This is a genomic window from Streptomyces sp. NPDC001222 (genome assembly GCF_042896945.1).
In the GTDB taxonomy this organism is placed as follows: domain Bacteria; phylum Actinomycetota; class Actinomycetes; order Streptomycetales; family Streptomycetaceae; genus Streptomyces; species Streptomyces gibsoniae.
Genome location: NZ_JBIAXT010000019.1, coordinates 122318 through 136002 on the forward strand (window position 1 = coordinate 122318; position 13685 = coordinate 136002).

The 13685-nt window shown below is 69.1% G+C and carries 7 protein-coding genes and 2 pseudogenes; 6 read left to right on the plus strand and 3 right to left on the minus strand.

Annotated features, from left to right (window positions below; all coding sequences use genetic code 11):
• Positions 1-142: 142 nt before the first annotated feature.
• Complete coding sequence (locus tag ACFY2Z_RS24610; protein ID WP_390746261.1) at positions 143-1774, plus strand: RNase H family protein; 1632 nt, start codon at positions 143-145, stop codon at positions 1772-1774.
• A 69-nt stretch (positions 1775-1843) separates the two neighbouring features.
• On the opposite strand, the gene ACFY2Z_RS24615 is transcribed toward ACFY2Z_RS24610, so the two are convergent.
• Together ACFY2Z_RS24615 and ACFY2Z_RS24620 are read right to left on the minus strand one after the other, a co-directional pair.
• Positions 1844-2104, minus strand: coding sequence for an ADP-ribosylglycohydrolase family protein (locus ACFY2Z_RS24615; protein WP_390746299.1), 261 nt, complete (start codon positions 2102-2104; stop codon positions 1844-1846).
• Positions 2105-2288: 184 nt separating this feature from the next.
• Positions 2289-2510, minus strand: a pseudogene (locus ACFY2Z_RS24620) (ADP-ribosylglycohydrolase family protein); the annotation flags it as partial.
• Positions 2511-2642: 132 nt separating this feature from the next.
• Between ACFY2Z_RS24620 and ACFY2Z_RS24625 the strand changes: the two are divergent.
• The 5 genes and pseudogenes from ACFY2Z_RS24625 (at position 2643) to ACFY2Z_RS24645 (ending at position 10085) form a co-directional block, all read left to right on the plus strand.
• Positions 2643-3070: pseudogene (locus tag ACFY2Z_RS24625) on the plus strand (ATP-binding protein).
• A 174-nt stretch (positions 3071-3244) separates the two neighbouring features.
• Positions 3245-5668 (plus strand): AAA family ATPase, encoded by a 2424-nt coding sequence (locus ACFY2Z_RS24630; RefSeq protein ID WP_390746262.1) that lies wholly within the window; start codon positions 3245-3247, stop codon positions 5666-5668.
• Entirely contained in the window at positions 5668-6141 is a 474-nt protein-coding gene (locus ACFY2Z_RS24635) for a hypothetical protein (protein WP_390746263.1), read from the plus strand. The genes ACFY2Z_RS24630 and ACFY2Z_RS24635 overlap by 1 nt, the downstream gene beginning before the upstream one ends.
• Positions 6142-6361: 220 nt before the next feature.
• The gene (locus ACFY2Z_RS24640; protein ID WP_390746264.1) at positions 6362-8350 is read left to right on the plus strand and encodes a hypothetical protein; all 1989 of its coding nucleotides are present in this window, start codon (positions 6362-6364) and stop codon (positions 8348-8350) included.
• A gap of 64 nt (positions 8351-8414) precedes the next feature.
• Positions 8415-10085 (plus strand): Hsp70 family protein, encoded by a 1671-nt coding sequence (locus ACFY2Z_RS24645; protein WP_390746265.1) that lies wholly within the window; start codon positions 8415-8417, stop codon positions 10083-10085.
• A gap of 57 nt (positions 10086-10142) precedes the next feature.
• Here the strand turns inward: ACFY2Z_RS24645 and ACFY2Z_RS24650 are convergent, their stop codons facing one another.
• On the minus strand, positions 10143-13028 hold the full coding sequence (locus ACFY2Z_RS24650; protein ID WP_390746266.1) for a helicase-related protein: 2886 nt from the start codon (positions 13026-13028) through the stop codon (positions 10143-10145).
• Between the last annotated feature and the right edge of the window lie 657 nt (positions 13029-13685).

Below are 13685 nucleotides of genomic sequence, written 5' to 3' on the forward strand. Positions count from 1 at the left end.
CTCAGCATCCGCACGCGGTTTGGGGCCTCACGCCTTCGCCGCATCGGGTGCACCCGAGCCTGCGCCCACGGGTTGCCCGCACACGCCGGTCACACAACGTGCACGGTCCCACTCGACACCACTCGCGACCTGGAAGGCCATTGTGACGATCACCGGGCACACGGAGTTGGTCCGTCGCTTCTCCGAGGACTTCACCGCCCTACAGGAAGCCGTCCTCGCGCACATGAACGGGATCTGCGCTGCTGAGACGGCCGCAGCCTTGGAACACGCTTCACTCGCCGGCCCCATCGCCATCGCTCTAGCGCACGCTGACGTCCTCGCTCTGGGGGACGTCCGGCGCGCGGAGCTCTCAGCCCAGCCGCCCGAGCAGCTGCGACGGCTGCGAGAGCACGCGCGCAAGGTGCGCCGGGCCCGCTCGCGCGCGGACGCCGTGTGCAAGGAGCAGCGCGCTCGCCGCCTCGCTGGTCTCTCCCGGCCGGTGGACATGTTGGAGCTGCGGGTGGCGCGTTCCGCGTACCCCGATGCCTACGCCTCGGCCCTGCGCGAGGAACTCCGCGACAGGGGGCTGCCGGAGGGCACGCCGCAGGCGCCGGAGAGCGATCTCGCCCGGTGGGCGTGGGACCAGAGATCGGTAGGCGGCGAACTGCCGGCACCGGTGCGCGAACTGGAGGACTGCCACGACGACGCCTTCGTCCAGGCCCTCCTTCGCGACGCGCGGGAGGAGGAGAACCCGTACCTCCTGCACGACGCGCTGGTCGAACGGTGGGGCCGACATGTCCGTTCCGCGCTGGCCTGGGGCCGCTACGCCATCGGCCAGGCCGAACGGGACGTACTCGCCTGCCCTCTCTTCGCCCGGGGCCCGCGGCTCGACGCCCTGGAGGACGCCTACCAGGACGCCGCTGTTCTCGCTGCCCGTGCCCGCGAGGCCAAACTCCGGGTCGCGGGTCTACGTGACCGGATGCAGGCATGCGTGGCCACGGGGCCTTTCGCGGAGCTCATCGCACGGTGTCGCGCCGCAGCTCTCGAACGTTTCCCCGCCGACGAGCCCCAGTCGTGGCACAGAGTGCGTGAGCTGACCGCCAGGCACCGGGCAGACTGCGCCGAACGGATCGACGGCTGCCCGCAGTGCCACCGCACTCTCGCCACCGTCCTCACTGACGACTCCCCCGCCGACACGGGCGAGGACAACGGCAGTGAGCGTTCGACGGCAACGGCCCTGGCTGACATAGACCGTTACGCCGTGCTCGCCGATCTTCCCGGCACCGCCGTCGTGGCCGTCGCCGACGCCGCGGTCGGCGACGAGTCCACGCTGTGCGGCTACGGCTGGGCTGCCGAAGACGGGACGACCGGCTGCGGCGACTCCATGGCCTCAAGCAGCGGAGAAGCCGAAGTGATCGGCATCTGCGCGGCCGCTCTCAGCCTCCTCGACCGCCACGAGGAAGCGCCCATAGTCCTCCTGTGCGACAGTACCGAGGCAGTCGAGGCAGCGAATGCAGCCCTGGACAGCGCAGACCCGGCGGTGGCCCATCGCACCCTCCTCTTCCCGGAGGGCAGGCACCTCATGGACCGCCTGCTGCGCCACCGCCACCGCGTCCAGGTCCGCTGGCTCAAGGGGCACATCGGACATGACCTCAACGAAACCGCCGACGCCCTCGCCGGCCTCGCCTTCCGCCGCGCCGCTGGCCGTATCTCTCCCTCCGCGGCCCGCAAGGAGGAAGCGCGGATTCTGCGCGCACTAGGCTCCAGGCATCGCCCGCTCTCGGCCGCTGCCTGAGCCCGGGGCCAGAGCCGGGAGGATGCCGGCGGGTCACCAGCCGGGGTAGCCGTCCCACCAATGGTCGTCCTAGCCGTCGAACCCGTCGCTGCTGGCGGAGTCGATGAGTTCGGTGACGAGGTCGCGGGCCAGGGTGTCGAGGACCCAGGCCAGTTCGTGGCGGCTGATCAGATCGATGGGCAGTGCCTCGGCGCCGTGTGCCGCTCCGAGTAGCGCACCGGTCACGCAGGCGACCGAGTCGCTGTCCGGCGCCCCGGCGGCGAAGCGCAGCGCGGCGTTCACTTGGTCCCGGTTGGGGAAGGAGGTGGCGACATACAGGCCGCCGAGCAGTGCCGAGGGCGCGGTGGCGTCCGGTGCGAGCTCTGCGAGGCGTCCCGCGTCTGCGAGGGTGGTCGTCGGCCTGCCGTAGCGCCCCGATGAGCCGCTTGTGCTCGGCTGCGGTCAGGTCGGAGTCGACCGCGCGAAGAGCATGAATGCAGTCCATCAGGGCTTGCTGCACCTGCGACTGGTGGGCGAACAGAGAGTCCTGCGTCTCGGGGGTGCTGGTCAGGCAATGGCCGGCCAGCACCGCCGCATGGGCTGCGGCGGACTGCGCGGCCGGATCGCCGTGGGTGAAAGCGGCGATCTCCCGGGCCAACTGGACTGACTGCTCCGAGCCGTGTGGAGCGCCGACCACGGCGACAGGAAAGATGCGGGTGAGCGCGTGGCAGCCGCGGCTGGTCGTCGGTATCCCCATGTTTCCCTGCTCGGTCTTCGACAGGGCCGCCACCGTCGCCGGACCAAACCCACAAACCCCACCGGCACCGCCCAACCCACCGTCCCCGGCGCTCCCTTGAAGGTGGCCGCAGCTCCGGACCGCGCCTTCGAGATGCGTTTCACCTCCACACCCCGCGGAGCCCGCCTCGCCCGCCGCCTCGCGGCCGTCCGCCTAGACGCGTGGGGCATCCCGTACGGCACCGACTCCCACGACGCGCTCGTGCTGATCGTCGCCGAGCTCACCACGAACGCCGTGCAGCACGGTCACGTCCCCGGTCGGGACTTCCACCTCCGCCTCCACGGCGAACCGGGCGGCCACACCGTGCGCGTCGAGGTCACCGACACCCGCACAGAACGCCACTCCTGCCGTCCGCCGTCCCCACCACTCCACGGCCCCGCCGTCCCGGCCAGTGCTGCCGGTGAGGAGGAGGCCGGCCGCGGACTGGTCCTCGCCTCGCACCTCGCGACCGCTGGGACTGGCACCCGCGCCCGGACGGCCCGGGCAAGACTGCCTGGGCGGAGTACGCGACTCCCCAGTGACGTTCCCTGTCGGCCGACTACCTTGATAACCAGGGTTATCGGATCGATGTGCCTACTTCAGCGCGCCCCGCTCCTACGGTTCCGTTCCGTCGACAGGCGCCCAGCGGCCCCGCCGCCCTCGCCTGTCGGTGCTCGCCCTATCCACATCAGTGCGGGAAGCACGGGAGACACCACATGGACGCGACGCACCACAGCAACGCGCTGCCGTTGCACCAGCTCGTCGAGGCCCGGTTGGCCGGGGATCCGAAGCTCACCGACGGGGTGAAGAGCCGCATCCGCGAGGCGCTCGGCGACTCCGAGGGCGTACGCGAGTCCCACACCCTCGCCGGCCCCGTCTACCTGGGGAAGGTCACGGTCAGGGGCTTCCGCGGCGTCGGTTCGGAGACGCGGCTGAATCTGCGGCCGAAGCCGGGAGTCACTCTCGTTGTCGGACGCAACGGCTCCGGCAAGTCGAGCATCGCCGAGGCCATCGAGACCCTGTTCACCGGCACCAACGCCCACTGCGCCGGGCAGCACCCGAACCGCACCGTCCGCTGGCGCAACCTGCACCAGGGCGAACAGACCGCCGTCGAGGCCAAGCTGACTATCGAGGGCGACCCGTCGCCGAGCATCCTCACCCGCACGTGGGCCGGCGAGGCCTTCACCGACTCCCAGGCCGTGCTCAGGCGACCGGGACACGGCACCGTCCCGCTGGAGCAGGTCGGCTGGGAGCAGGCGACGCGTGCCTACCGGCCGTTCCTGTCGTACGTCGACCTCGGCAACCTGATCAACGGCAAGCCGTCCGAGATGTACGACAACATCGCGGCGATCCTCGGACTCGACCACCTCAATGCCGCCGCGCGACGGCTGGTGGCCGCGAAGAAGGAACTCGACGCCGTCGTGAACGCCGAGAAGGAGAGGAAGCCGCTTCTCCACGCGGCCCTGGAGAACGTGGGGCACGACGACCGGGCGCTCAAGGCCCTCCTGGCGATGGAGGAGAAGGGCGGTCCCGACCACGCCGTGCTCGACGCCCTGATCGCCGGTGTGCCCACGGCCGACGAGGGCCGGCTGCGGGAGGCACGGATGGAGGCCGCCGCGGAGGGCCCCGACCTCGACCGGGTCGGCGCCGCCGTCGACGCACTGCGGCACGCCCTCGCCGACGTCGACGACCTGAAGGGGACCGCGGCCGCCGACGCCCACAGCAGGGCCCAGCTCCTCCAGGCGGCCCTGGCGCACAGCGACCGCCACGCCGACGACACGGCCTGCCCGGTCTGCGGCACGGAACAGGTCCTGGACCGCGAGTGGGCCTCGCGCGCCGAGGCGCAGATCGCCGCACTCCTGCGCGAGGCAGAAGCGGTGCGCGAGGCCGAGGCCGGTCTGCGGGCCGCGACGCGAACCCTGCACGACCTGATCCTCCCGCCGCGGGAGACCCCGGCCGTGCTCACCGACCCGTGGAAGACCTGGAACGACTGCCGGCGGATCACCGATCCCGCCGAGCTCGCCGAGCGCGCGCTCAAGACCGCGGTGACCCTGGCGGACGCGTGCGAGGCCGTGGCCGGGAAGGCGCGTGAGGAACTGGCGGCCAAGGACGAACGCTGGCGTGCGGTCGTCGAACTGCTGGCGGAGTGGACGAAGCTCTCCCGGCAGGCCGAGGCCGCCAAGCCGCGCAGAACGGAGATCGGCGCCGCCCTCACCTGGATCAAGAAGGTGACGACCGAGATCCGCGACCTCCGTGTCGACGTCTTCGCCGACCACACGCAGCGGATCTGGGAGCAGCTCCGCCGCCAGAGCAGCGTCGACCTGAAGAACGTCAGCCTGCACGGCAGCGAGCGGGCCAACGTGCGCAAGCTGATCATGGACGTCACCGTCGACGACACCGAGGCCCCGGCTCTCAGCGTCATGAGCCAGGGCGAACTGCACTCGCTCGCCCTCTCCCTGTTCCTGCCCCGCGCGACCACGGCCGACAGCCCCTTCGGCTTCGTCGTCATCGACGACCCCGTGCAGTCCATGGACCCGGCAAAGGTCGACGGTCTGGCCCAGGTGCTCGACGAACTCGGCCGCGACCGGCAGGTCGTCGTCTTCACCCACGACACCCGACTCCCGCACGCCTTCCGCAGCCAGGGCCTGCCCGTGACCGTGCTGAGGGTGGAGCGCGGCGAGAAGTCCAAGGTGAACGTCACCTCCGAGACCGACCCGGTCAAGGAGGCCATCGACGACGCCATGGCTCTCGCCAAGACCGCCGACTGCCCCGACACGGCACTGCGCAACGTTCTGCCGTCCCTGTGCCGCGAGGCCCTGACCAAGGCGATCATCGAAGCGGCCTGGATCCGCCGGAGCCGCACCGGACAGCCCGCCGACCATCTGCAGGCCGCCATCGACGAGACCGAACGGCTCATCCCGCTCGCCTCCTTCGCCCTCTTCGACGACGGTCTCATCCACCCCGACGACGCCGTCAGGAGTCGTCTGCGCGCCCTGTACGGAGGGGAGAGCACGATCCTGATCAGCCAGTGCCAGCGCGGCGCCCACCCCGACGGTTTCCTCCCTCCCGACCCGGTCGCCTTCATCAGGAAGGTCGAGGCCCTCGCCAACCGGATCCGCAAGCCGGAGGTGAACGCCTGATGCCCGCCACACGCACGAGCGCCGGCACCGTCGCCGGACTCCTCGCGACCGCCGACAGCCTCCTCACCGCAGGCCTGGGCGGCCCGCTGACCCCGGCCGGCCGGGCCCGTGGCGCGGCCTACGCCCTGCGGATCGCCGTGGAAGCGGCCGTCGACGCGGTCCTCACGGCCGAGGAAGCCGGACTCCGCCGGGTCACCATGCGCGCGAAGCTGCTCTGCCTGCGCCACTACGCCGGCGCCGACCTGGCCCGTCGCGCCAACGCCCTGTGGAGCGGGCTCAGCACGGGCTGCAAGTACCACCACGACGAGATCGGACCGAGCCACGCCCAGGTACGCGCCTGGCAGACGGCCGTCGAGACGCTCATCACGGAGTTCGCCGTGCCGGCGACGGACCTGAACGTCCCTCAGCAGAGGGGCACACAGCGTTCACAGGCTGAGGTGACGGTGGCGTCGTACGACGGCGAGCACGCGTAAGGATCGGTAGCAAACGGGCTTTGGCCCGCCGCAACTGCGGAGACGGCCGATAGGGTTTCGCGCTGTGGAAATCGGATCTTTGGTTGAGCAATGTGACGGCAGTGCCGTACGTCGTGTAGGTACCGTTCGCGCGCTGGGCGAGACGGAAGTCGTCGTCGAGTGGGAGGGGGGTGAGAGTGAGCATTTGCCCGTTCCCGTACCGGAGTCGGTGAGGACTCTCGTGCCGGGAACGATCCGATACAAGGCCGCCACCAATCTCATCGCACTCCAGGGTGAGTTCGAGAGCGACCCTGTGAAGGTGCTGGCGGAACTGGTCCGTGAAACGGGGAAGCGGACCACCATCACCGCACTCCGGAAACAGGTCGAGGGCCTGGGGATCAACACGCAGAGGTTCGCCGACAAGTGGAGCGACCTGCGTCAGTCGCTCGTTTCCAGCCCTCATATCCGACAGGACGCGAAGCAAGGCCTGCGGTGGGGTGGGGGCGGGGGCAATCCTGGCAGGCCCCGTCGCGAGCTGTCAGCGTCCGCGGCGCTTCAGGAGTTGGCGGACAAGTCGCGCAGGATGCGGGAGACAACCCGTCAGTCACTGTTCGATGTTGTGTCCGCCAGACTCCATGAGCTGTCGCCGTACGAGCGGCTGGCGGCGCATGCCCTCGATGTGCCCGTGGCCGAGTGGCCGCAGCAGTGGGTGGCCCCTCATCCCGAGCGTGTGCCCGAAGGCGTGCGTCTGGTCGCTGTTGCGCACATCGGCGATGTGTCGCGTGCGAGGGGCCGGATCACGTTCCCCGGCACCGAACCCAGCCGGGCCTCGAGAAAGGCAGCGGAGATTCCGCCGTCCCTCAATCTCCTGTCGTTGTTGGTTCCCTTGGTTGCGATGCCCGTTCCGAGTCCTGCGGCGGACAAGGCAGTCAGCCTGATGAGTGGCGAGCACGCGCGGAACGGCGTGCGTGCCGTCATGGACTGCTTCGAACAAGCGCTGTCCGCAGACACCGAGTCGGAGGATGCACCAGATCAAAAGGCATGGCTGACCTCCTTCTTGGTCAGGGCCAAGGCACTGTTGAGGAGGACCTTGGCCAAGCAGGTCAAGGAAGATGCCACTCCGTCGCGAGACTTCGCCGAGGAAATGACCGCCCGGGCCTACGCGTTGCTGGCGGATCCCCGGACCTGGGAGCAGCCGAACGGCCTCGTGCGGGAATGGGCCCAGCACGTGGCCGAGCATCCGGCCATTCCCGCCGAACTTCGAGAGGCAGCCAGAACCACCCAGTCCACCGCGGCGGCCGAAGCCGCCGATGCGGGCAAGGCAGATAGCACCGGCGGCGGCGAGAAGACGAAGGACGGCTGGGATGCCGGGACCGCACCAGAAACGACCACGGTGCTCGCGGGGAAGGCCGGGTCCACGGGCTTCGAAGAGGGAAGCGATGCCGACATCGAGGTGGGTGAAGAAGCCGACACCGTCGAACCTTCGGACGCCGCGACCGAGGTCGGCGGTCCTCCCCACGACGTCTCGGGCGAGACACCGGAGGCGGCGCAGGATCCCGAGCGGGATCCGCAGGCCGAGATCGCGGCCCTGACCCGCCTGCTGGAGAAGGAACGAAGCAACGCCGACACGGTTCGGGCCGAGCACGAGCGGGAGCGCCGGGCCGCTTCGGCCGCGCTGGCCGAAGCGGAAGCAGCGGGGAACCGGTTGCGGCTTCGTCTCGAGGAGGAGGAGAAGCAGCGCGCCGAGGCCCAGTCACGTGCCCACGCTGCTGAGGCCAAGTGGGAATCGGCCCGGAGGGACCTTGAAGAGGCTGCTCAGCGCGCCGAGGCGATGACACGTCAACTTCGGCGTCGGGACGACGAGTTGCGGCAGTCCCGGCAGACAGCGCGCGGGGCGTCCCAGGCGCAGTTGCGGCAGGCCAGGATCGACACGCTGCGCGTGCTCGCCGCGGTGCTTGCCGAAGTCGCTGACCAGGCGGTCCACGAGGCAGAGGAGACAGGGCCGGCGAACGCTCTGTACCGGAGGGTACTGGCACGCGCGGCCGCGGCCGGGGTGTTGGACATGGGCGTACTCGGCGAGGAGACGGACTACGACCCGGTGGTTCACCGGGCTCCCGGTGGACCGGGGGCGCGGGTGGTGGTGGAGCGGCCCGGCTTCGTGTGGCAGAGCTCGCGTGAACCTGAACTCGTCGTGCTGGAACAGGCGATCGTCCGCAGGACCGACCAGTAGGCAGGACAGTTGATTTCCGCTGCCGGGACCGAACCTCGGCAGCCAGGGTCCATGGAGGACATCGGTGCAGCATGACAAGCCCTTGATCGGTATCGACTTCGGTACCGCGACCACCTTGGTGAGCCAGCGGCTCCCCGGTGGTGCACCGGAGAACGTGCCGATCGGTCACGGCACGGCCTGGATGCCGAGCGTGATCTCCGTTTCCCGCTCTGGTGAGCTCCTGTTCGGCGAAGGTGCCGAGGCGGCGGCCGGGGCCTCGGCGCTGCGGTCGGTGAAGCAGTGCATCACCCTCGGCCTGACGCCTGATGCGCTGCCTGGCCAGGAGAGGGGCGGCACGGTCCGCAAGTCGGCGGACACCCTGATCAAGCAACTGCTGGAGCATGTGCTGCTGCGCGCCAGGGCCGCCGGAGCGGACACGGAGGACGCCCACTTCCGCCTTGCCTGCCCCGCCATCTGGGACGGACCGCAGCGGAGGCGTCTCGCCACTCTCGCCAGGGCCGCGGGTATTCCGGTGGCTGTCGGGGACATCGTCGACGAGCCCGTGGCTGCCGGACTTGCCTGGTCGGAGGGGCTTTACTGGGAACTCGGCGAGGACCGGCCCGACGGAACCACGCTGGTTTTCGACTTCGGCGGAGGCACCCTGGACATCGCCGTGGTCGAGGTCACCGAATCACTCCAGGACAGCGCCCCCGAGCTTACCGTGCTCTCGGCACGCGGTGTGGCCAGGGCCGGTGACGCGCTGGACCTCCGGATCGCCCGGGATCTGGAACAGGACCTGGAGGCCACGGGCATATCAGTGGACGGGATGCCTGATCCCTCCCCCCTCAGAGCCCTGCTCGTGGCGGCGGCCCGACGGCTCAAGGTGCTGTTGTCCGACACGCGGTACGACGAACAGGCGGTTCCGGTCGGCGGCGGATACACCGACCTGCCGCTGCTGACCTACACGCGCCGACGGCTGGAGGAGGCCTTCCGCCCTCAGATGGACGAAGCCCTGGAACACGTCAGGGCCGCCCTATGCGAGGCGCGGCTGCGCAGGCGAACGACGCCCGACATCGCGCGTCTGGCCCGTATGCCGCTGTCGGAACTGGCGACCGACGTGCAGCACGTGCTACTCGCCGGAGGCATGTCCCAGGTGCCTCTGGTGCGTCAGGTCTTCGAGGAGAAGTTCCCCCATGCCGAGGTGGGGTTCGACAGAGCGTTGGAATCACCGGAGCAGTCGGTCGTGACCGGGCTGGTGGTGCACAACTACCACCGGCTCAACCTCCCCCGGCCCGGCTTCGATTTGGTGCTGGAGTGGGACGACTCCGACGGAGGCCGACGCAGCGAACTGCTTTATCCCGCCTTTGAGCCCCTCTACACCCCGCACCAGGTGATGCGCCGCGAGGAACTGGCCCATCACTGGAGGGGGACACCGGACGTCGGACGGGTCACCAAGGCCAGGATCCGGGCGATGGTGGTGGACGGGGAGCCGATGGACTTCTCGGTGGAGGGCAGCACACATCCATATCTGCCCGTCGTACTCCACCCGAGGACGGCGTTCTCCCTCGCATTGCGGCTCAACGGCGAGATGGTCGTGCATGATTCCACTGCCTGGCCCATGACGTTCAGGGTGGAGAGGTGGCCCGTGCTCCGGGCGGGAGAGCAGGGTGCCATCCGTCTGACGCGTCTGCGAAGGGGCGCCCAGGAACACCAGCGGCCGTCCTTCACCGACCTGTATTCCCATCCGTGGCAGTGAGGCACCCGGCGGTGGCCCGAGGTTTGCCCCTGGCCACTGCCGGCGTTCGGCGTCCGGTCAGTCCCCTTCGACCAGAACGAGGGCGACCGTCTCGGTAGACAGACTGAAGCGAGCGTCCCGCTCCATCTGTGCCAGGAGGGCGTCCCGCCGTGTCTCCAGGTGAGTCACCCGGCTTTCATGGAGGCGACGGATCGAGGGGTGGTCCACCTCGTGGGCGAGACGACGGGCCCGCGCGATCTTCAGGTGGAAGGTGTCCCGCACTGTGGCGCGCCGACCTTCGGCGAGACGAGTGTTTTCGGCCTCGTAGAGCCGCTTGGTCGTGCGCTCCTGCACGGCCGCGAGGGCCTGTACCTCTTCCAGAGTCTCGGCGAGCAACTCGTCGATACCCGCGGGCAGCGGCTCGTCGGCACGGGTGAGTTCACCGCGGGCGAGAGAGGTCAGCAACGCGGTGCCCACCTCGGGTACCTCCTGCATCGTCAGGATGTCGACCGCGGTGGTCCACAACTCGCGGCGTGAACGTGTGCCGTCCGTACGCGCCAGCCGGACCTCCACCAGATAGCGGGAGCCGGGTGGCATGCCCGGCAGCCGTACACGTCCGTAGCGCAGCAGATGCTCGGGGCGCTGGTCGTACCACCACTGGGCGGTGCGCACCAGCGGATGGCGAACGCTGAGCAACGGAACCCCGCTCGCCGACGAGGTGCTCGCGGTGAAGCAGGCGCGCATCGGTAAGCCGCTCTTGAGTCTAGCCAGCAGATCCCCACGGGGGTGGGGAAAAGCGCCCGCGTCCATCGCTTCGTACATCGCCTTGAGCAGGTCACTGCTGCCGGTGATGTCCACCAGGTCGTCCTCGTAGGAGACCTCGCGCATGAGGCCGTACCCGCTGTCCATGAGGAAGGACTCGACGAGTCCGCGGATCTCCTTGGGGCCTAGGTAGCGACCCTTGCCCGGGCTGGTCTCGTCGAACCCCTCGATGAGCAGGCCGTCCAGGCCGGTGAGCAGTGCCTGCGCGTCGTTCAGTGTCTCCAGGTCCTTCTCCCGGTCCACCCGCGCGACCGCGATACGGTCGACCTGGCGGCGCCGCTGCTCCGGCGTGAGTTGAGGGTCCAAGACGATGCGGTGCAACTCCTTGAGGCGCCCGCGCAGGATCGGTTCGAGTTCCCCGATGGAGTCCTGGAAGACCCCGATGCGCATGTAGAGGCGCTGGAAGATGTCGGTCTCGATGGTGCCGGGCACCTGCATGTTGAAGATGAAGATCTTCTCGTGCTGCTGGCCGAACCGGTCGAGGCGTCCGATGCGCTGTTCGACCCGCATGGGGTTCCAGGGCAGGTCGTAGTTGACCAGGACGTTGCAGAACTCGAAGTCCAGGCCCTCACTGCCCACCTCGCTCACCAGAAGCAGATCAAACGCGCCGGCACGGAAGTCCTTCATGATGCGTTCCCGCTCGACCGGCGGGGTCTTCCCGTGCATCACCCGCACCTTGAACTCAGGCGTCAGCCTTTCTTCCAGGTACTCCAGGGTGCGGGTGAAGAAGGAGAAGACCATCGCCTGCCGAATGCCCTTCGCACGGGCGCTCCGCAGCATCTCCGTGAACCGCTCGAACTTGCTGTCCACGGGGAGCTTCCGCAGCAGGGAGCTCAGCGCCGAGAGATCGTCGGCCTGCTCCGCAAGTTCACGGACGAGCTTCTCGGGGGAGGCGGCCGATTTACCGGCGTTGCCGTTCGGGGCGTCCTCAGCGTCGTCGACGACCCCCGACTCATAGAGGAGTTCCTCGACGGCCTCTTCTTCGGCTGGTCGGGGTGAGAAACGCTCCCTCAGTCGCTGCTGCATGGCCGGGATGCAACTGGCCGCCTGCCGGAGCCACATCTGCGCGGCAAAGCCGGCGGCCGTGCCGCTGGGGGCGGCGCGCTCCAGGCACCATCTGTGCAGGGTGTCGTAGAAGGCGCGCTCCTGCGACGTCCAGGTGACCGCTACGTCCTCGGCTTCACGCAGGGCCTTGCGGTCGGGTGTGTCCGCCTTGCGCGTACGGTTGATTACACCCGCCAGGGCGTTGAGTTCAGCGACGCACCGCCGTGCCTCGGCGCGTTGTTGAGGGGAAAGCGGCGCGCCGGTGCTCAAGAGCTCCCGCAGACGCCGGAACTCCGGTCGTCGAGCGGTGATCCTGCCGTACGCGGAGGTCTGTACCCGCATGAGCCGGGAGTGCAGGGCCCGAGCGCCATCTGGAGTGTCCGCGCCGCCCTCGGCGAGACCGACGGCCACCGCGTTCAGATGGCGGTTGGGCTCGAGCTGGTTCTCGAAGACCTTGGGATCCGGGAAGGAGGCCTCGTCGAGAAGGTGAACGAGGTTGTAGAGGTCCTGGTTGCCGAGATTGAGCGGAGTCGCGGAGAGGAAGATCAGGGCATCCGCCCAGTCGGCGAGCAGGGCTGCCGCGGCGTGGCTCCGGCTGCTCGCGTTGCGCAGGTAGTGCGCCTCGTCCACGATCACGAGGTCGAATCGGGGCTGGAGGTCGGCGAGTTCATCGAGCTGCCCGGCCCGCCGGAGCCGCTCCAGGGACACCACTCCGGCGAACGGCTCACTGGTGTCCCCGCTGCGGAACAGCTCCACCAACTCCACCATGCCCTCCTTGTCGAGGACGCGCAGGTGCCGGTCGAAGCGGTCGCGCATCTCGTTCTGCCACTTGGTGACGAGTGCGGCGGGACACACGACGAGCCCCCGGAAGTGCGTGCCACCACGTCGTCCTGAGGTCCGCCGCAGGTGGGTACGCTGCTCCAATTCGTTCCAGATCAAGCCGGCTTCGATGGTCTTGCCGAGACCGACTTCGTCCGCGATCAGCAAACGCTGGCGGTCCGAACTCATCAGCTTGAGCACGGGCCGGAACTGATAGGGCCGGAACACCGTGCGGCTCGACTGGTACGAATACACGACGTCCGTGAGTGGCGTGCTCAATTTGGCGAGAGTGAGAGCCAGTGCGGTGCGGTCAGCGGGAGCGGGCGGACGGAAAATCCAGTCCTCGGGCTCATCCGCGCTGGGCGGCAGCGCCTTGAGATCCTCTTCGAACGCCATACGCCGAGCGCCGGTCGCGTCCTGCAACCTGTACTGGACGCTTCCGTCCCGCGTCGGTGTCGCCTTGAGCACGGTGAAGGTCTCTCGCCTCCCCGCAAGACGGACGAGGTCGCCGCGGGCGAAAGCGGGTGTGGCCTCGTCGGCGACAGCGGCGCACCATTCCCGGTACTGTAGAAGGGCCCGGTGAAGCATGTGACCGTCGTCTATGTCACGGAGACGCTTCCGCTGGGGAGCAACGGCATCTCCACCGTTGCCCAATGCGAATCCGACGAGAACCCGGCCGGCTCGCGACTCAAAGAGGTAGATGCCGCGGGGCAGCCTGCTCCGGATGTCGCCGCCAAGTGCTTGCGGCACGGGGTGCTGTCGTGCCGCCGGTACCGGGATCCGTTCGGAGTGCTCCGGGCTGTCGTAGAAGAAATGCTGCGCTTCGCTCAGCGATTCCAACGCCGTTGCTTCGGTTGGATCCCCCCAGGGGATGTACTGCAGTCGGAGCCGGTCGTCATCCAGCGGCACCCCTGCCGCCGTTGGAAGGTTTCTGGC